Origin of the sequence: Serratia sp. MMO-28, assembly GCF_037199905.1 — a bacterium.
Lineage (GTDB): Bacteria > Pseudomonadota > Gammaproteobacteria > Enterobacterales > Enterobacteriaceae > Chania > Chania oryzae.
Genome location: NZ_JBBCVB010000007.1, coordinates 202032 through 222609 on the forward strand (window position 1 = coordinate 202032; position 20578 = coordinate 222609).

15 protein-coding genes are annotated in these 20578 nt (G+C 54.4%); all 15 read right to left on the bottom strand.

Going from position 1 to position 20578, the window contains the following annotated elements:
• Window positions 1-34: 34 nt before the first annotated feature.
• Window positions 35-388 (bottom strand): DUF6277 family protein, encoded by a 354-nt coding sequence (locus WG891_RS08685; RefSeq protein WP_156293731.1) that lies wholly within the window; start codon window positions 386-388, stop codon window positions 35-37.
• A 22-nt stretch (window positions 389-410) separates the two neighbouring features.
• Complete coding sequence (tssM, locus tag WG891_RS08690) at window positions 411-3872, bottom strand: type VI secretion system membrane subunit TssM (RefSeq protein WP_337262139.1); 3462 nt, start codon at window positions 3870-3872, stop codon at window positions 411-413.
• A gap of 11 nt (window positions 3873-3883) precedes the next feature.
• On the bottom strand, window positions 3884-5416 hold the full coding sequence (gene icmH, locus WG891_RS08695; protein ID WP_337262140.1) for a type IVB secretion system protein IcmH/DotU: 1533 nt from the start codon (window positions 5414-5416) through the stop codon (window positions 3884-3886).
• Entirely contained in the window at window positions 5413-6768 is a 1356-nt protein-coding gene (gene tssK / locus WG891_RS08700; protein ID WP_337262141.1) for a type VI secretion system baseplate subunit TssK, read from the bottom strand. The genes icmH and tssK overlap by 4 nt, the downstream gene beginning before the upstream one ends.
• 1 nt (window position 6769) lies before the next feature.
• Entirely contained in the window at window positions 6770-7279 is a 510-nt protein-coding gene (gene tssJ / locus WG891_RS08705; RefSeq protein ID WP_156293734.1) for a type VI secretion system lipoprotein TssJ, read from the bottom strand.
• On the bottom strand, window positions 7272-7637 hold the full coding sequence (locus tag WG891_RS08710; protein WP_156293735.1) for a PAAR-like domain-containing protein: 366 nt from the start codon (window positions 7635-7637) through the stop codon (window positions 7272-7274). Before WG891_RS08710 ends, tssJ begins: the two co-directional genes overlap by 8 nt.
• A 5-nt stretch (window positions 7638-7642) precedes the next feature.
• A complete protein-coding gene (locus WG891_RS08715) occupies window positions 7643-8251 on the bottom strand; it encodes a DUF3540 domain-containing protein (RefSeq protein WP_156293736.1) in 609 nt (202 codons plus the stop codon).
• The gene (locus tag WG891_RS08720; RefSeq protein ID WP_156293737.1) at window positions 8244-9347 is read right to left on the bottom strand and encodes a pentapeptide repeat-containing protein; all 1104 of its coding nucleotides are present in this window, start codon (window positions 9345-9347) and stop codon (window positions 8244-8246) included. The genes WG891_RS08715 and WG891_RS08720 overlap by 8 nt, the downstream gene beginning before the upstream one ends.
• Window positions 9348-9372: 25 nt before the next feature.
• On the bottom strand, window positions 9373-11586 hold the full coding sequence (locus WG891_RS08725; protein ID WP_337262142.1) for a DUF2169 family type VI secretion system accessory protein: 2214 nt from the start codon (window positions 11584-11586) through the stop codon (window positions 9373-9375).
• Window positions 11587-11602: 16 nt separating this feature from the next.
• Window positions 11603-13951: a type VI secretion system tip protein VgrG gene (vgrG, locus tag WG891_RS08730; protein WP_337262143.1), complete on the bottom strand. Its 2349-nt coding sequence runs from the start codon at window positions 13949-13951 to the stop codon at window positions 11603-11605.
• 48 nt (window positions 13952-13999) lie between these two features.
• A complete protein-coding gene (gene tssH / locus WG891_RS08735; protein WP_337262144.1) occupies window positions 14000-16591 on the bottom strand; it encodes a type VI secretion system ATPase TssH in 2592 nt (863 codons plus the stop codon).
• A gap of 17 nt (window positions 16592-16608) precedes the next feature.
• Window positions 16609-17580: a type VI secretion system baseplate subunit TssG gene (gene tssG, locus WG891_RS08740; protein WP_337262145.1), complete on the bottom strand. Its 972-nt coding sequence runs from the start codon at window positions 17578-17580 to the stop codon at window positions 16609-16611.
• Entirely contained in the window at window positions 17573-19417 is a 1845-nt protein-coding gene (gene tssF, locus WG891_RS08745; RefSeq protein WP_337262146.1) for a type VI secretion system baseplate subunit TssF, read from the bottom strand. The genes tssG and tssF overlap by 8 nt, the downstream gene beginning before the upstream one ends.
• A gap of 29 nt (window positions 19418-19446) precedes the next feature.
• Window positions 19447-19890 carry a type VI secretion system baseplate subunit TssE gene (locus tag WG891_RS08750; RefSeq protein WP_156293743.1) on the bottom strand — a complete coding sequence of 148 codons (444 nt, stop codon included), beginning with the start codon at window positions 19888-19890 and terminating at the stop codon, window positions 19447-19449.
• A gap of 65 nt (window positions 19891-19955) precedes the next feature.
• Entirely contained in the window at window positions 19956-20474 is a 519-nt protein-coding gene (locus WG891_RS08755; protein WP_156293744.1) for an Hcp family type VI secretion system effector, read from the bottom strand.
• Between the last annotated feature and the right edge of the window lie 104 nt (window positions 20475-20578).

Consider the following 20578-nt stretch of genomic DNA (forward strand, 5'->3'; position numbering starts at 1 on the left):
TCTGCATTAATTTTTATTTTACTTTTTGATTCAATTAAACTTTTGGTACTTTATCAAACATATTCTTCATCTCTTCAGGAAAGCCAGTGGACAACGTGGTCCGTAAGTCTTTCATTGCCGTTTCGAAGTCTTTTGGCCGCTCTTCGCGTTGCATTTTCTGATGAGCGTCGACGTTATCCTGGACTCCATTCAGGATTTTGTTCATATCATCCATCATGGTCTGGCATGACTGATTGACCGATTGCATGATATTTCTGGCCGCATCGGCTCCCGACATCTCCATATTCTGCATACCTTTAACAAACGGCTTCTGTAATTCAGACTGGGCCTGCTGGCCCAGACCGGAACTGGATTGCATGACATCTTTTATGGTTTTCGGATCAAGCATTTCATCTTTCCTTCTTTTATGGTTACAGGTTTTTGGGGCATGAAAATTGGCTCAGCGCCTGCGACCACAGCGGGTAGTCCTTCATGGTTGAGCTGAGTTCTACTTTGAAAAATCCGCTGATCGCATTCATGGCGATCGTCAGTTCACGGCTATTGCTGCTGAGCTTCACCGGGTTACTGGCGTCGTACATGCGGAAAATGGCCCAAGGCCCGTCAAAACTGACGGTTTCAATCTTTCCGCTCTGTGTTTTAAACGTCAGGCGGATATAGACCCCGCCTTTCGGCCCTGGCCAGTCAACGCGCATCGGCTGGCTGTAGCCGTGGCTATAGGAAAGAACCTGGCCGTCCACATCCAGCACGGCTTCCAAAATGTTCGGAGACAATGAAATAGGGCGAATAATCATAGACATCGCCATCTTGCCTGAGGCGTCGAAGAAGGTGTCACGAATCAAAGAAGCATTCTCGAAGGCACCGAGCGTTTTGGCGCTTACCACGCCAGCGCTTTCTGGCTTCACCTGCCAGCGGTTGCCGCCGGTATCGACATAAGGCGCCAGATTCTGGTCAAAAAAGCTTTGCATTGCGCCATTCTGGCTGAACATGCGGCTGAAATCGGTGATACCAATTTCCTCTCTCGCAGCACGGTTGAAGGGGTAGCGCCCGCTGACGGTTTTATTACATAAGTCCGATGCAATAGAAGAGACGCCTTTGTTCAGGTTTTCTTTGCTTTGTTGCAGGCTTTGGTTTTGGCCGGTGGATAACAGATCCATCATCACGCTGCGTACCGGCTCTGGCTGGCGGGCCATATCAATCTGCAAGCGGTTAAAATCGCTGTTTTTAGGCAGGATCTGGCCTGCACGCAGCGAAACTGACAGCGTAATCAATTGGTTGTAGATCTGCTCAAAAGCGTTGGCGAGGGGATCGCTGTTGCTGGTTGAGGACTGCTGTAGCTGGTAGCCAAGCCGGCGCAGCAGTTCGAAGCGATCTTCAACGCTTTTCTCCGGCGTCAGCCGAAAGCGCGAGCGTTCACCAGACATCTGATCGATCACATTACGGCGTGCCTGATTCAGCTTGGAACGCTGGGAATCGAACCAACTGGTCATATCATCCTGGCTATTGGCGCTGAGCGTGGTTTCCCGTGTGGCAAAGCGCACCAGATTAGCGAGTGGCGAGGAGGGATCGGAGAATTGACGTGCTAGTAGCGCCGCATCATCCAGATCGTTGATGGGGCGTACGCGGATGTCATTCAGCAGCGCATCCCACTGGTTGGCGTACTCCATCAGATAATATTTCCGTGCTTCATCGGACAGCTTTTGCGCGGTGGCCAATAGATTGACCTGACTGACGGAGTCTTTACTGTCGCTAAGCACCCAGCTCTGCTCCTGAATCATGGCTTCGGAGGCTTCCTGCAACTGCGCCAGAAACACATCGTGATAGCTGGCCCGGGTGTAAAAACCTGGGATCGCGAGATCTGTCACGGTGCTTGGGCTTTTACGGCGCAACATCAGGGTCACGCTGGGGCCGGCCATATCTGCCAGCGTAATATTTTCAATCCGTGGCGGCAGCGGTTTGTCCTGAATGCGCTGCACTACCCGAATATGAATCGGGATCCTCATGGCTTTGATTCGCGCGGTACGGATCAGTTCGTCGTCCATTTTGGCTTTGGGCGCATTGGCCGAGGTATCAGCAAACAGCTCGCGCAGATGATAGCTGAATAGCTTGCGTTCGCTGAGGGTATAGCCCTGAGGAGCAAAGTCGTTCCAGCGGTTCATAAACCAGTTTTCCAGCGCTTCCGCTGAGCGGCGTTCCGGGTGGCCAAGCATCAGATAGATTTTCAGGGTGTCGTATCCGTCGTCATTGTCAGATAGCGAATCTTTACGCAACTCATTGGCGACGTAATTCTCGACCGCAGGCCAGAAGATCTTGTTCAGATGCCGGTGGTAGGTTTGCAGCATGACCTGATTGAGCAGACGGTGTTCAAAATAAGGGGTCAGAACGGGCGGGGAACTTTCCAGGAACTGGGTCCCGATATAACCCAGTTGTTCAAAGGCGGCCACCAGATCGTCATTGATTTGGTTGGTTAAAGGAATATCGCGCACGATACGCTTGGTTTCCTCAAAACGCGCCGAGGCATAGGCGATATAGTCATATTCCCAGAAATAGCGGCTGCCCAGCATCAGCAGCGTCAGGCACAGTAACAATGTGACCAGAAGGTAGCGGCCCACCAGCATCAGGCGGTTGCGTAATGGCAGCGGGCCTGAGGAATGCAGGATCCCGCGTTCGGTAATGGCGTTGCTGAGTGCCGGGTAGTAGATAGGCCCGATGGCACGGGTTTCAAAGCTGTCTTCCCAGCAGGATAGCGTCAGGGTGCTACCCAGCCAGAATTGCCGCAGACAGCCGGAATAACCGATCGGGGTGGCGGGAAAGACCTGCTCGAATAGACTGAACAACGGTTTGTGCAAAGCGCCCAGGCTTTCTGTAAACAGCAGGAGTTGCTGACGCACTTCTGCGCTGGGGGCGTCATGCAGGATTTCCAGGACGTAGCGGCTGACTTTAACCTGCAACTCACGGTAGCGCGCTTCATCGGCGTCGAAGTTATTGTGGCCCTGCGCGTCGCAGGTGAGGCTGATCCCAAGCCCTTCAGCGAGAAGATCTTCGCCGATCAGTGAAAGGAAGACTTCGCCGCCCGGCAGTCGGTCGATATTATTCAGCAAAAGATAGACGGCAATATCGGTGTGAAAACTGGCGGCCGTTTCTTGAATGCGAACGCGCAGCGTATCTGCCAACGACTTGCGTTCGGTCAGGGAAGCATGCAGCAGCATTTCGGCATCCAGGCAGAGAATGATCCCATCGATGCCTGGGTAACGTCGGTGCTTGCGGATCATGGAGAACAGTTTCTGTTTGGCGATGCCCGCTTCTTCACTCTGCCCGTGCAGCAGGATCCATTCGCCAGCCGTATCAATATAAACGGCGCGTTCGGTCAGCCACCAGTTACAGTCCTGAGTTGGGCCGATGTCGGTCGTTTGCGCCAGGCCATATTGCTCCGACAGCAAAAAATGTTCACCACTTTCATAGATCAGTGAGGTTTTCCCACATCCAGGCGGGCCCATGACCAGAAACCAGGGTTTCTCATCGATATATTGGCGTTTTCTGCGTTCGCGCCAGCGTTGCCAGCGCGTTTTTGAGCCTGCGAGGCTGACATGTTGCAGCGTGCGTAGCGCATCATAAAAACGTGCGGAAACGCGATCCAACTGCACGGTTTTTTTCTTGCGCTGCGGCAGTGGCGCTCGCAGATGGCGAAAAATCCAACCCAGACACACTGCGACAAAGGGCCATAACGCCCAGCACAGGATGAGTGTGATAATGATTTTTCGAACCCAAACACCGCCCAATGGGAAATAAGGACCAATTGCGATCAGTGGGCCTACCCACCAGACGGCATAGCAAAGTACCAGAGCGATCATCAAAATCAGAAGTCGGCGTATCATAACCATCCCTATTATTGTCTGTTGGTATCCAAGAGCGCGGGGGTACTGCTATCAATAAACTCCTGCATGGCCCGATCGGCATCGCGTTTGCCGATCTTCCAAAGAATGTCGACACGACGGTTTCGGCGGCGGCCTTCTTCGGTGGTGTTGTCGGCCAGCGGCTCACTTTCGCCACGCCCAATTGCATTGATTTCACGTTGATGCATCTGGTTGATATCGGTGGATTCCCGTAGCTTGTCGGCCACCACGATGGCTCTGGCTTCAGACAGTTTGAGGTTGGAGTTACTGGAGTTATTGCGGAAGGGCTGGCTATCCGTATGGCCGATGACCTCGAGATCGCCAGGCCATGGCGCCAAGGCTTCCCCCAAGCGTTCGATATTGCGTTTGTTGAGGAACTCTTCCGAAAGCTGGGCTTGGCCGGTGCGGAAGGCACCATCTGAAGTAAAAATCAGCAGCCAGCCGCGCGGGTCTTTTCGTACTTCCAACCAGCCTTCGTTCAGGATTTTCGACAAGGGGTTGGGCAGCGTCTCCATGATGTTGATCTTTCGGGGTTCTGGCGGTACCCAAGCCAGGATATCGCTGCGGATCTGGCGCGATTGTTCATGCAGATACCAGGCGCTGATAGCGTACGCGCACAGGCACAGGATCAGACCATAGCAGAATATTTTTAACGCCTTGACGTAGGGACGTCTTGGTGAACCGGTTTCGGCCTGCGCGATGGCCAGCGATTCGGTGGCATGTTGCCCGTAGAGCAGGGTATGCAGGCGGTTGCGCAAGTCCATCAAGAGCACGCCACCGTGTTCCACCATCTGGAATTTGCCCTCGAACCCCAGCGATAGAATGAGATCGTAAAACTCCAGCACTTGGCGGTTTTGCTTGGGTGATTCCAGATATTCCTGCAGATGCTCAAAGCAGTCCTCCCCACCCCAGGCATTGCGGTGAAATTCTACCAACAGACTGCGATTGAACGATTCTGACGTCTGCAGGTTAGGGAAAATGCCGTCGATGTAGGTACAACACAGGTAAGAGAGGTGATGAACATCCTCTGCCAGGCTGTTTTGCCGCTGCAGGCTCTGTTGGAAATACTGGATCTCCCTCACCAGTGATGGCCTGATTTCGCCCATTCTGCTGGCAGGGTTGGCGCGCAGGCGTTCTACCAGGAGCAGCAGAGGCATGGCCGCAGCGATATAGGGGTTATCCCAGGTGCCTGCTAACACCCCGGGGCGTTCGGTCGCTAATCGATAGGGCCTGTTTTGCGCCGGTGCTCTTCTGGCCACGTTGTCTGAGGCTGCATAATGGTGAGCAGGTGGATAACCCTCCGCCGTGGGTTCTAAGGCCTCGTTGGCAGGTTTGTCATAGTGGGCCTCCTGTTCCTCTGCCCGCGCCGGTGAGCCCGAGGCGGCAGCGTTGGGCAGAATACCGCTGAGAGAAGCCACGCTGCTTTTGGCCTGCCAAATAGGATTGGTCAGCGATTGTTCCGCATGCCGTACACCATTGCGCGCGGCAGAAATGGCCTCACGGATCTGGCGTTCAAAATCATTCATCCGACTCTCCCTTGCCTTAATCCCCAGGCTTCAAAACGCAGTTCGGGGAAGTCCCCGACGATGCTGAGCGCGATAGCGGTACCGGACATCATTTCCTGATAAATCGGATCGGAGTGATCGACCTCAAAATAGACACTGTTGGGGTAATAAGGGATATGCCTGGGGGGGGAGGCCATCGGCATCATCCTGGCCCCAGGAAGCTGCAGATCGATTAGCTGGACGATCTTTTCGACCGGGCCCAGTTTGGTTTGGGCTGGGAAATAGGTGCGTATGGTGTCCGCTGGTAATTTTGCGTTGACGGTAAAGATCAGTTTTTCCAGGCGCAGTTGGGCATCGTTCTGGCACAGATAAATGTTGTCGCCGCGTTCAACAAATGGCAGGGCGACGGCTGGAGCTTCGATCACCAGAGACAAGGCGCGGCGCAGCGCGGCAAACAGTGAGAAATAACCGTTGTGCGGCTCGTGGTGTGCGTAAAACAAGTCCTGGCGAGCCCAGGGTTTTTCTCCCCCGGGAATGGTGCTCAACCGGCCAAGCAGCCCCAGTAGCAGTTGGAACAAGCACTCGGGATGAACGTGGCGCTGGGTGACGAGATGCGAGAGCTTTAAATTGTATTCACTGAGCGTTTGCAGCAAAAGCAATTCCAGCAGTTCGGATAACCCCCCCATGGATAACGGAACGTCAGGGCGATAAACCGCTTCCAATCGTTGTACGATCAGGCCCAAAAGTTCGGTGGTGGCATTTTCCAGCCAGCCTGTGGCACGAAAATCCAGCATCGGTGGCAGAAAATTGTCATCCAGGATCAGGCGGCCGTCCCGGGTGCGCTCTTTGATAAGGGCGACGGGCAACACGGATTCCGCATCACTGACAGCGCCACGCAGATTTAATCTGGTTTGTAACTGCCCGAGCTGCAAGGTGGTGATCTGAGGAGTGCCTTCTGCAGTAATACCGTGGTTACGGTCCTGAACCTCGGCGTCGACTGCGCTAAAGCGGCACCCCTGCTTGCCCCCGGTCAGGTCGATGTAGGTATTGCCAGGGATATCCATCAGAACGGAAAGACAGAGGATATTGCCTTGGCAGTTCTCTCCGGGGTCAAACGGCAGCGGCAAGGGTTCACTATTTTCCATATGGAAGGGGGTGCCATCGGGGAATACACCGCTGGCTTTGTTCAGGGCGAATTTGCCCTGATCCAGCAGGCCCTGATTGATACTAAGCGTCTGGAAACCCCAGGCGAGGGCACTCATGCTACGCGCACGCATATCGATAAGATGTTCCAGATAGCGTTCCTGCTGTTGGAAATGCTGTGGTTCCATCAACATTCCCTCAACCCAGGCAACACGTTGTTTTGGCAGCATATTACTTTTCCTTTGAAACGACTGGGGGGGTGTTGGAGAGCAGCAAACTACAGCCATCCACCTTCACCACAGGGTTGAAATCAGTACGGGCAGCGGACTTCAGTTGCATCAGGTTTTTACCCTTACTGGCGTCTTGAAATTCAGCGGCAATCACCAGCCAGCGCTCTTGGTCGAAAGGGGCTTCACGCAGATACCGGCGTGTCTCTAACGGAGCCAGAATGTATTGGCTCACGCTAATGACTTCACCACCGACGTTGATATCGCTACAGGGTGTCCCTTGGTACAGGCCCGGTGGTGTCCAGCCATCGAGATTGGTTTCAATGACGCAGATTTTCACCGGCTGTGCCTGACCATTGGCACCAGGGTTGATCACTGGTGCGGCATTCAACTGCAGAGCAATCTGTCGCTGCTGCGGCGGGATTTCCGGTGCGGAGGAAAACCAGCTACAGCCGCTGAGCAGTGCCCATCCCATCAGAATGGGCAGAGAGTGATAATGGAACCGGCTACACATTGATAAAGCACTTAGTTTGGCTAGGGGTGATTTGGGTCGATGACGCATTGTGGTTATTGGTCATACTCATATCTCCTAAACGTGTCGCTGGGCTTCCATGAATAAAATATTTTGTCGAGCCTTGCATCGGGTCCAGCTTGGCGCAACTGGTCCCCGAGGCCGCCCCCAGAATGATGCCGGTATCAATGGTGCTGGTACGCAGAGTGCACGTATTCTGTTCGTTACTGGCGCCGTTGTAATAATTGCCGACGTTTTTCATACCGTTGGCATTCGGCGCGAAGTTGGGGCCTGGTATCGGGATCATCGCGTCAGATCCGGCAAGGCTCATGCCATCCGCGCAGGTATTGGCTGCTGTCATTTGATTTACCCCATATGGATTTGACCGCCGTCAATTCTCAGTACGGCGGAAGCGTTTAAGGAGCCGATACGGCTGTTGATCAGTAAGCTTTGCTCAGCGTGCTGGCTGATGTGGCGCGCTTGAACCTCGTCGGTGTTTTCTACCTGCCGGTGCGCATGTTTGGCCTGAACAAACAGCGTATCGACCACCTGATGCAGAGTTTGGGCGACCCACTGGCTGATGCGTGCCACCACGGAAAAGTGGCCGGTGTGAATTTCAACGCGCTCAGGGCTGTGGATCTCTAAAGCGGGTGCCAGCAGGTGCAGCGGGACATTACCGCTGTTTAACACCAGTGGTGCATCGGGCTGTTGGCGTTGCAGGATGGCGGTGACAAAAGCCTGGTGATGGTACAAAACCGCGCTGACCCTATCGCCCGGCTGTGGCGATACCAGGCAACTGGCTGCCGTGATGACTTCCAGTTCGGGATACTGTTGCAGGTAAAGGTGGCCCGGACCGTCGGCCATGACCTGATCGACGATGATGTTCGGCATCACATGCATCTGGCGTAGCGCGCGCGTCGATTGAGAAAAACGTTCAGCACTGCGCGCAGAGGCAGATGAAATAAGTTCAGACATAACGACTCGCTCCTGAAGGAATGGGGGAAACTGCTGTTCGGGTTTGTGGCCCTGGCTGATGCCGGTCGTACCAACTGTCGATTTGCATCAGTAAGGGGTCTGGTAAGGTCAAAGGGGTATCCAGCATTTGTAACTGGGCACCGTGCAGACGGGTGGCGTGGATTTTGCAGGCCTGAAGCGATGAAGTGCGTAGATCGCAACTGCGCAGATCGGCCCGGCTCAGGTTGGCCTGGGTGAGATCGCAGAGCTCTAACTGAGCGCGCAGCAAAGAAGCTTGTTGCAGATCGGCGGCATTCAGCTGGCAAGTACTCAGTTTGGCATCGGTAAAACAGGCTCCCTGCAATTTCGCCTGAGTGAAATCACAGCGATCGAGAGTGGCTTCACCGAAGTGTGCTGAACTGAGATTACTGTCGCTCAGATTGCATACACTCAACCGCGTTTTATGGAAGCTGGCGTTCTCCAAGGGGAGTTTGTGAAACTCGGTTTGCCTGAGTTCGCACCGGCTCCAGACCAATGTCTTACCGCTGATCTGCTGGTAGCGGCACTGATCCAGCGTGCAACAGCCCATAACCTGGCGGCTAATCTTCACCCGCTGCCAATTGGCTTGCGATAGAGAACAACCATACCAGCTGGCATCCTGCAGAGATCCGTCAAACATCTGTAGGTCGGCAATCGGGGTATTGGCCACGGTGAGATAAGAAAGCTGAAGCTCCTGCCAATCGGCATGTTCCATCTGGCAGTTGGCTAACAGCCAGCTTTCAATCTGGCAACGGTGCAGCGTGCATTGCCGCCATTCGCTCTCGACGTGGCTGATCTGGCAAGCCGAGAGCGCACTGGCACTGATATGGTGCAGATGGTTGTAGCGGAAAGAGCAGTTTTCCACGCTGCCAGCCTGCAGTGTAATCTGGCTAAAACGGCAGTTTTCAAAGTGACAATCGCGCACGCTGCCGTTATTGATGGCAAGATCTGAGAAGCTGCAATCAATAAAATAGACCTTGGAAAGAACCAGATTATTCAGGGTGCGCCCCTTGAAGTGTTTCCCCACGATCCGCCGAGGTTCTTTCGGTGGGATCGTGCTGTACTCTAATTCGCTCATCTTAATTCTCCTGTCAGAGGGTGACTTAAGCCGGGACTTTGTAGCGTCGAGGCAGCCAATGGGTTTTCTCAAGCAGGCATTGTTCAAAGCGAGTGGTCATATTCTGGCTGGTCATGCCCAGGTTTGCGCCCGCCAGGTTGCAACGCTGGAAACTGGCATCACGTAGGTCGGCGTTATAGAGAATGCCTTGCTGCAGGCTGGTTGCTTGCCAAACACTGTGCGTCAGGCAGGCATCTTTGAGGCGTAATAAGGCCATATCACAAAAAGTGATGGTGGCCTGATCCAGATTGGCATGATCGTAGACGCCCTCGATCACTGAGCAATGAATGAACGTACTGGCTTGCAGATTGGCTTTGCTGAATCCCACCTTATCCAGGCTGCATTGCTCAAAGTGGCTTGCGGAAAGATCGACGCCAAGGCCGGTGGTAAAGCTGTATATCTGACACTGGGTAAAGTGTATGCCCTGCCATTGACTGTCGATGAATGAGCTTTTCTCCAACGTGCTGTCGGCAAATTTGGCGTTCAAGCCCGTGCATTTTTCGAAAATGCATGATGTTAACAAGCATTGATCGTGCTGAGACTGGCTAAACAGCGTCTCAGAGTAGAAACCGCCGTCTGCGGTGCATTGTTCAAACTGGCTGAGACTCAGATCGCTTTGTTTGACGATACAGTGTTGCCAGCGTGAATCGGTGAAGCGGCATTGGACGAACCGGGTTGATTCCAGAGCGGTTTTTTCATACTGACAGCCGTTAAAACGGCTTTTACAGGCATCAGTGTGTTGCATAAAACAACCGTTCATCTGTACGTTATGCCAGTTGGCATTGTCGATCTGGCAGTAAAGAAACTGACAAGATTCAAAGGTGCAATCGCTCAGGGCGGTGTCAGAAAAGCGGCAATGATTAAAGGTGCAGTAGCGGAACTGCCGGTTTTTCAGCGTCAAGGCCGAAAAATCAGTGCCGTTGAACATGATATTTTCTGCGCTGCTCTCGTTGCGCTGCAGCCACAGGGTGCCCGCCTCATTGTCCTCGGCAGGAGGGGCTTTGGCAGCAGGGGGTAATTCGGGTTGCGGCTGCTGTTGCTGTTGTTTAATGGCCTCGTGCACTTGCTGATAAAAGCGCTGGCTCTCTTCTGCAGATTGCGGCGTGGCTCTGTAATTGCGGGAATAGGGGTGGTCAGCCAAATTGCGGATCACGTTCAGCGGCATGTCCACAGGCATCAGTTCGCAATCGTTAAGGAAGGTAAAATTGGGTGCTCCCGCCAGACTGCGGCGGGCATAGACCTGTTGATAATGTTCGGTTTCACGCAAGGTGCTGATGCTGTCCAGCCCCGCCAGCAACGTGTGTACCGGTTCATCAAATAAGTGGGTCAGCGGCACGCTGCCGGTGAAAACCAGCAGCCCGACGTTTTCATCGGGCAGTAACCACAGCGTTTTGCGCTGTAGCTGCAGCTCTTGTGGTGAGGATTGGTGTTGACGCCAAACAAAGGCTCGAGCCCGCACGGCAGGGAAAGTCCCGGCTAATGCCTCCCCATGAGGGCGAAAACCGTGAAGTTCATAAGGAATGATGTCCGGCCATTCTGCGGTTTTCAGCCACTGTGAAGGTGCAGCCATCTGGAAATAACGGCGATCAATATTCGGCGGTAAGCCCGGGAAATAGGTTTCCAGGTAATGTTTATCCGTCATGGCCGGGGCCACGTTATCGATGTGGCTTTTACGCAACTGAAAGTCATGGGGGATCGGGGTTGGGGCCGCCAGCGGAGAGCGGGCGATAGCCGCTCCGTCAAAGCCTATCGACATCAGAGTCGGATTACGGTTGTCGCTGTAGCCGCGCCCGAGGGGATTCTCTTTGCAGTCTTTTCCTCCCCAGCTCTGTGGGTGGTCCATGGGCATACGGCTAAATGGCATGGCGTGCAGGCCTGCTTTATGGCTTTCACCTTCAATACGCCAGCGGCGTGCCAATGAGCCGACTTTGGCCTGAACGTCTAACGTTCGGACCTCTTCCCCAATGCCTGCATGCCCGGCCAATAAGAATTCTGCGAACGGCTTGGGCTCCGCGCAATCCAGCATCTGGAATGAACGGGGGGCCGCCTGTATGGCATGCCAGATCTGGGGGGCCGTGATAAAGTGATCGGGAGTGGAGAGATAGCACCCCGCGACGATGCTGATCCCCAGAGAGCTTTCCCGTCCGATCTGGTAGCTGTTTTTCAGTACAACGAGTTGTTGTGGGCAAATGATGCGCATTCCGGATTCCTTTTGCTTAATTTTTCATCTGCATGCCGCGGGTTTTCAGATCGACCCCTTTGTCTGAGTACTCCATGGCGGTATAGCTGATACCCAACCCGGTAGTACCGATGCTGCAACCGGTGGTGCTGATGCTGTTGCCGGTGTTACTGATGCTGCTGCCAACCGCGCTGACGGTGCTGCCGGTGGTACTGATGCTGCTGCCGGTGGTGCTGACGCTGCTACCGGTGGTACTGACGCTGCTGCCGGTAGTGGAAATGCTGCAACCGGTCATGCCGACGCTGCTGCCGACGACGCTGGTCGAGGAGCCCGTGGTACTCATGCTGATACCGGTTTTGCTGGTACTGCTGCCCACACAGCTGAAGGTGACGCCGGTAAACGAGGCGCTCTCTCCCGTCATACTGGTGCTGGAGCCGGTCATACTGGTGCTTTTACCGGTGACGCTACTGCTGTAGCCGGTCTGGCTGTGGCTACTGCCGGTGATGCTGTTACTGCAACCGGTAAAGGAGTTACTGTTGCCGGTGAGTGACGTGCTCATGCCGGTCATACTGGTACTCATCCCGGTGAATGAGGTACTTAGGCCGGTGAACGAGGTACTCACCCCGGTGAAGGAGGTTCCTATACCGGTAAAAGAAGTATTGATAAGCGTCAGTCCGGTACTTAATCCGGTTAAACTGAAAGAGATACCGGTCGCCGAGAGGCTGAGCCCCGTTGCTGAAGCACTGAATCCGGTGACTGAAAAACTGACGTCTTTATACGAAACATGGTTGCTGAACCAGTCAGTCTTGGTGCGCTCTACCGTTTCGTATTGATCCTGACCCACGGCGGTGGAGCAGTTGCGTTCAATGGTTTTCTGTAAGTCACGCTCTGCGTGCAGCATGACGCGCTCGTTATTACGCTTGTCGTCAAAGGTCAGTTGGCTTGCATGCTGCGGCTTGCCAAAGCGCAGCGATCGGGAGACAAAACCGGAGTAATTGATCTGTTCCGGTAAGCGGTAGGGCGGCGGGTTTTCTCCGTTATAGACGATCCCTGTCACCATGGGGCGATCCAGATCGCCATCAACGTAGTTAATCAAGACTTCCTGGCCCACGCGCGGCATGGCGAGAACGCCCCAGCCTTTACCTGCCCACGCCTGAACGACGCGGATCCAGCAGGAGCTGTCTTCTTCTGTGGTCTTGTAACGATCCCAGTGAAAATGAACACGAATACGCGCAAACTCGTCAGTGTGGACTTCTGACTCCCGAGCCCCTACCACGGTGGCGCTCTGCACGCCGGGAACCTGTGGCCGCGGGGTGACACACAGTGGGCGATAAACGATATCGTCATTGAGCGCCATAAAGCGGCAGGTCACATTCCGCCCCTGGCTGCTGCTGTCAGGCCCGTCCTGTAAGAAGCTGTAATCACAAGCGATCAATTTGAATGCCCGGTTACGGCTATTGTCCGGGTGCTGCAGCAGCGTGAATGCTCGCCCTGCCATCAGGCCGGTGGCGTTACTTTCACCGGAAAGCAGTTGACCGTTGCTTTGCATCGCTTCCAAACGCAGGCGGGCAATGTTTTCCCCGTGCTGGGTATCGGTGTAGCCGGCAGCATAGTCGTACCATTCCAAAGGAACGCCTTGCAGATGCTGACGGGACTGTTCGATATGGGTCTGCAGCGTACTGCGTGGGTTAAGGAAATCGAAGTCACGTAACACAACCTCGCTGGCGTGGATGCGTTGGGAGCGCTGGAGACGTTGCACCCCTTCGCGAATTGCCCGCATCTCCTCACTGTCTGGCAGGAAGCTCAGTTGCGCATAGTTGCCTTCCAACGGGGCAAACTGCTGTCGGTCGGTAATCACTAGCGTATGCTTTTCATCGCTATGCTCGAAGTAATACCAAATCCCTTCGTCTTCCAGTAATCGGTTGATAAAGGCGAAGTCAGTTTCGGCAAATTGAACGCAGTACTCGCGCAGCGGGTAGTTGCCTATCAAGTCAAAGCGGTAATCAGCGAAGTGATAGCGGGTAAAGACCTGTTCAATAATGCTGATAATATTCAGATCCTGAAAGATCCGACAATTGCGATTCTGCATCAGGAACCACAGCCAGGTGCTTAGTTCCAGCCGATAGACGAACTGGTTTTGCCGCTGCCCTTCGTCATTACCAGCCACCACATAGGTAAAGAAAGTGCGGTAACCGGCAGAGTCAGGTAACTCTATTCTGACTTTGATAATCTCGCCTAATAGGCTGACCAGATCGATGTCTGAATCAGCCGCCTGAAACTCCAGACTATATAGTGGATTTTTCGACAGTCGCTCTTGGGTCGTAAAGCTGAGAGGGAAAGCGTCAAACCCCGATAACAACTTATTCTCTATTTCGATCAAAGGCATAATGACCTCGTTTTTAACTAAGAGTTACGCAATGGCCATAAACTGAGATTAAGAAAACTCCAGGCTCAGGTTGGCGTCCTCAATCATCAGTTTGATTTTCTGCAGTGGGGCGCTTTCCTGTTTTCGCCGCAACACTTCGTTGCCGATCGCCGGTAAGATGGTCTGGCGCAATAACTCTTCTACCGCGCGCCCCCGGTTTGGATGGCTTGAGATACGCTCGGCGATCCACAAAGGGATATCTCCTTCGGCAAGTAAAGTGGCGCCAATCTCATGCGCCAGGCGTTGCTGCAAGCGTGCGAGATAATGGGCCGCAATCTGTTCCAAGGCGTTTTGTTGCAGCGGCAGATAAGGAATGATGTTGACCCGGGCCAGCAATGCAGGAGCAAAACGGGGCAGGAGAGCGTTATAGACAATCGGCTTGAGGGCCGAAATTTTAATCGCGTTGTCGGCTTGGTAGGCCTGCTCAATGTCTTCTGCCCCCTGGTTGCAGGTCAACAGAATGAAGCACTGGCGGAAGCTGACGATGCGCCCTTCCGCATCTTCCATCCAACCTTTGTCGAACACCTGGTAAAAGGCGTCGTGAATATCGGGGTGAGCTTTGTCAAACTCATCCAGCAGGATCACAGAGTACGGTTTACGTCGCACCGCTTCAGTCAGTTTGCCGCCTTTGCCATAGCCGACATAACCCGGCGGCGCGCCTTTCAGCGTCGACAGCGTGTGCGCTTCCTGGAATTCACTCATGTTGAAAGTGATCAGGTTGTGAGCCCCGCCATACAGCAGATCGGCCAGCACGTTGGCGGTTTCTGTTTTACCGGTGCCCGTAGGCCCGGCCAGCAGAAAGATGCCTAACGGCCGCTCCTGAGGTTGAATACCGGCGCGAGCCGTGCGCACAGCCTGCGCAATTTCTTTGATGGCACTGCTTTGCCCGAAAATACACCTGCTCAGGTGCTGTTCCAGATTCAGGACGCATTCAATATCATCCTGCAGCATTTTGCCGCTGGGGATGCCGGTCCAATCCGACAGGACTTCGGCGATTGTCTGCTCATCCACCCACGGGTACACCAACGGTGCCTCCTGCTGTAGCGCAGCCAGTTCCGGCCAGCGGGCATGTTCCGTTATCGCGTGGCCCGCATCTGCCGTTGGCAGCAACGTTTTGACCAACTCTTGTTCGTGTTGATGACGTTGTTGTAATGCTGCCAACTCACCTCCCAGCAATGCGATATCGGCTTCAACTTCTGCCAACCGTTGATTGACGCTTGCCCCCAACTGATGCTCTCTTTGCAGATAAGAAAGCTCGGTGTGCAGAATGCCGAGCCGTGCGGCCCGCTGTTCGATGGCTTGGGGCGCGGCATGTTGACTCAGTGCAACACGGGCGCAGGCGGTATCCAGCAGGCTGATGGCTTTATCCGGTAGCTGGCGTGAAGGCAGGTTACGCAGTGACAGGCGTACCGCTGCCAGGATGGCGCTATCGCGAATGGTCACATTGTGATGTTGTGCAAAGTGTGGGGCGATGGCCCGCAACATATCTACCGCAGTCGGCTCATTCGGTTCACCAATCAGTACCCTTTGGAAACGGCGGGTAAGGGCAGAGTCCGGTTCGATGAACTGTTTGTACTCAGACCAGGTAGTGGCGGCAATCATCCGCAGTGCTCCCCTTGCCAGCATCGGCTTTAGCAAGTTAACCGCATCGCCCGTTCCCGCCTGGCCGCCAGCGCCCACCAACGTATGGGCTTCGTCACAGAACAGGATAATCGGGGTGTCAGATTGGCTGATACCGTCGATCAATGCCTTCAGGCGCGCCTCAAACTCGCCGCGCATACTGGCACCGGCCTGCATCCGGCCAAGATCGAGTGACAGCAGACGAGCTCCACGCAATAGCGGGGGCACTTCGCCACTGACCAGTCTTCTGGCCAGTGCTTCAACCACGGCGGTCTTACCTACCCCCGCTTCCCCCACCAGAATGGGGTTGTTCTGGCGGCGGCGTGACAGGATATCGATCACCTGGCGTAATTCGGCTTCGCGGCCAATAACGGGGTCAATCTCACCGGCAGTGGCCTGCGCCGTGAGATCGATACACCATTTATCCAGTGCTGCCTGGCCTTCCGCCGAGGGTCTGCTTAGGCCGGAGGCGGTATCTTGAGCGCCCTCGTCAGGCTGTGCCTCCTCATGTTCTATCGAACCGTTCAGCAGGCTTTCGTATTCCTGCGCAATTTGCGGGATGGGCAGCTTCTTGAACTCGTCGCACAAGCGGTAAAGCCAGCGCTGATGCTGCACATCCTGCAATAATCCAAGCAGGATGTGAGAGGTTCGGATCGAGCGCCGTGCTCCCATCACCTGATTGATCAGCAGGCCAGACTCCACGGCGGATTCCAGCCGCGATGAGAGGTCCTGTACTGCCGTATTGCGGTTAGGCATGCACTGAATAATGTGATCCAGGCGCGCCGAAATGACGGCCTGATTCAGCCCATAGTGCGCCAGAAGTGCAGGCACATCGCCCTTCTGCTGGTCCACCAAGACTTTTAGCCAATGCTCAAGCTCTACATATTCGTGTCGGTAACTGCGGCAGAGCCGGGTTGCCTCAACAAAGGTTTTATAGGCGAAGGCGCCGAGCTGGTTAAAAAGGCGTTCACGCTGATACATCTTTGTCGCTCCTAAAGTTAAGTAACCGTTCTGTAAAGCGGTTGAATACGTAAAGCCGAGCCTGGTTTTAACCAGCAGTGACGGCTAAGGTTGCCTTGACCAAGGCGGCAGGCCATGTGAGGGGACGTCTGGATAAGCAGATTCACATCCAGAATCATCCGGTGCCGCACGAAGTCATGGCACAGATGCACCAGGGTTTTCAGGCGCTCGCTGCCCCGTTGATAGGTAAAATACTCAGGGGCAGATAGCGGTCCGATGTTGACTACCAGGCTGTGTTGAGCATCAAAAAAGCGTCGTCCCATCCTGGTTGTTCCCAACGTTCCCAGACGCTGGTTTTCTGCGTGGCGGGCGTCATCGATCCATAATCCCTTATGGGGGATGAGGTGGATCGGAACGGAAAAGTAGTGCTTCAGGATTTCCTGTAGTTTCCATAGAGAGCCTTGGCCGGGCAGATAAGCACCGGGAAAAAGCGTACGAACGCGCACGATGTGCGGGTTCAACGGTTGCTTTGCGTTGACGCCCGCAATTTGACGGACATGCTGCAGGAAAGGGTTGGCTGCTGCCCGATCATGCCCTACCGCCACGTTGAGCTGTGCCCAGGCGCGGTAATGCAAAATAGCCATGCGTTGGCTAAGGATGCTGGCAAAATCCTGAAAAGCCTGATTGCGTTTGGCCAGCAATTCATTACGCGCCTGTTCTGTGACGTGAATGGGCAGCGGCCCATAAGGGGCAAACAAGCCGAAGTGGCGACAGGTGATGGTCACCTGCGGCGCATCGCCAGGTTCATTCGGCCGTTGTCTGACATCGGCCACTTCGCGCGGAGCAAAGGCCATATCTGCCGGCTGAACGATCTTCAAGCGTCGGTGGCTACGCACGCCCGCGGTTCCTAAGCGGGGTTCGTACGGCGTGGCCCGTTCAATACGGCGCAACAGCTCGAAGAAATCCTGGCTGGCAGAAAGGCCCACGATCAGGGCGGGTGTATTAGACATGGCTGATCGGCCCCCACTGTGAGACAGCTTCTCCGTCAACCTTGACGCACATGCGTAAGCTCTGCCCCAGCTCGCCGTATTCTGCTAAGGCGTGATGCAGGATCCTGGCGAACAGCAGAACGCCTTTATCACTGTGGTGCTGGCTGTTTAAGTCGAGAGTCGCCTCAACGCCACGTACCCAGGCCAGTGGCCCTGGGGCGGTATAGCGCTCGAAGCTGTGGCTGATGCTGGCATGATTGAGGCTGGTGATGCGTTTATATTGGCTAGCTTCACCGGGGGGGCAAAACAGCGATAACCAGTCTTTCAGCAATCCGGAACAGTCACTGACTTCTGGCTGGGCGTAACGTAATGGGTTATTGGCAATCAGCTGCAGGGCGCGCCAGGCTTGGGCGATATCGGGTACGCCTTGCGGTCGTGAAGGTGAGCGCAGCATTTCAACTGCGCCGATAGGCAGGGCAATATCCAATTGGAATTGCGCATGCTGCAACTGATTGGGGATCAGGTGGCGCTCACAGACCATGGCTTCGATCGACAGCGATTTCACGCGATCGATATCAAAGCCGGTGTTGCCAGGAGACAGAGAGATAAACAGGCTGTCATGGGGCATGGGCGACGCTTTCTGACCGTTGTTTTCTCTGAACTCACGCCGCCGGCGGATACTGTATCCCGCCAGATTATCATCGTCGTCAAAATGCCCATGTCCATGCAGCGGGGAGAAAGGAATATTGCCGCCATCGGTCAGTAATCCTTGCACGCTCAGCAGGTGATGGATTTCGTACAGACGCGGGTTCAACTGATCGACGATGATCGGGTATTCGATGTGCTCATTATTGATGAGTACCGGGCTGCAACGGCGCTTGTACAGGTTGATGATCGGTGTGGCAAACAGACGGAAATCCTGCGCATGTACCCGGTCGATCAAATGCAGCGGCCGTTGGTTCAAGACAAACAGAACTTCGAAGGCGTGCACTCGCTCACCTTGTTGCAAGAAGTCATTCAGGCCGTGCAGTTCAAGGCTGAAAAAGCGTGATGGTGCAGCAAAATATTCGCGTAGCAGACGGCTGCCGGGCAGTTCGCTGATATGGCTTGGGAGCAAGGCTTCATCCCGATTTAAGCCCCCCTGGCGCAGTTGCTGTTTAGTGAGCACCTTCATCAACGGACGCTGTTCCGTTTTTGCCCAGACGACAATGCGCAACGTGTGGTTGAGCAGCGTGCTCATCACCTGATTGGCATGCACCATATCCCCAGCCAGCGTCAGGTTTAAGGGCGCGAGATCCAGCTCGGATAATGCTGCGACCCCTTGAGTGCTGAGACGAAGCGCCAGGTGCGCTTGCCCATCGCGCAGTTGGCTGGCCACCGCGTGTGGCAAATTGGCCGGAGGGGTGCTGCTACAGTCGGCATGTTCAATGGTCACCGGCTGAATTTTCAGCGTGCGCCCGGTAGAGAAATTGGCCCGCCGATGGTTCAGCGACTGGTCGTTTAAGCTTACGCGGCTCCCTTTCGGCAGAATGACGTGTGAATGCCACTGGGGGGAAGTCAGATCCGGCGTCATGGCGATGGTGGCAATCGACGGCAACGGGGTGTACCACAAAGGGGCCAGACGGCCTAACATTTGCAGGGCGAACTCGGGGTGCTCGTTATTGAGGCGTTCTTGAATGCGCGAACTGAGGAATGCGGTGCCTTCAAGCAAGCGCTCAACGAAAGGATCGAGCACGCCATCAACATGCAGCCCCAGGTGCTGGGCAACCTGCGGATGCATTTGTGCAAAGCGCCGCCCGTCTTCACGTAGGTAACGCAACTCTTCGTTATATAAAGCGAGAAAATTTTCGCTTAGCATGATGACCTGTTCCTTTTATCCTGCATTGTTTAGATAACGCGTACCATTCCATAGGAGTAATCAAGGGCGATGCGCAGATTCATCAGCTGTTCTTCGCCGGGGAGATGGCATCTGGCATGGATATCAAACAGGATGGCCAACACCCAGGTGTGGTCTTTATCAATTAACGGAACCACCTTGATTGAGCGCGGATCCAGACGCGGTTCAAAAGTCGCGATGATGCGTTGTATATGGCGTGCGAGCGCCATCAGATCGGTGTTGATCGGCACCTGTTGGCTCAGCGAAGGCAGACCGAAATTGACCACTGAGGTTTCGCAATGAGGGTGATGCCCCAATTTCAGCGCAGCGCTGTGAGCGGAGTCATTCAGCAAACACTCAATATCCCGCAGCAGGACTTCACGCCAGTGTGGCAGGCGGGTGTGCTCATGGCGCAGGCTCAATTTGTCGAAAAGTATCGGGGCTGAAATGGTCATGATTAGCCTTCCCTAGCAGTACTGGTAGGCTGCTCCAGGCTTCTGGAGCAGCCTGATTAGCGGTGTTAAACCCGTGAGTTCAGTTTCAGGTCGTAACCCGATTTGATCACCGCGCCCATTGAGCCATCGTTCTTTTGCTCTTTGTATTCAAGCTCAATGCGAGCAAAGTTCAGACTGATCACATCCGTTGGCAGAACGGTGTCGACATCCAGCTTTTCTGCGATGCCCAGGGGCATATTGCCGACGGTTTTGAAAGAGGAAACCAGGCAATTACTGAAGGTGACGGTCAGGAAGTCTTGCTGGCCACTCCCTGATTTACGGCAAACCAGTTTGGCCTGTGGGATATGATCGCCAGTAGCACACATCAGAAACAGCTTGGGCGAAGCCTTGTTGCTGACCATGCGGAATTCAAAATCTTTCATCTCAACCTTACCGGAACCGCCACCGCTGCCGAATCCCCAGCGCCCGGCGTTCTCTTCTGACCATTGCCAAGCTTGTAACTGGATCCAGCCTGCATAGTTCTGATCCGGTGATTCGCCTTCTACCCCTTCAATTTTGAGAAAGTAATCTACTAACGCAGCCATTCTTTCACTCCTGAATTAATGTCATTAAATTCGTGTTGAAATTTCTCGGTAATAAACTGATTCTTATGGATAAAAATATTTTTTCCTTTGTTACACCTCCTTAA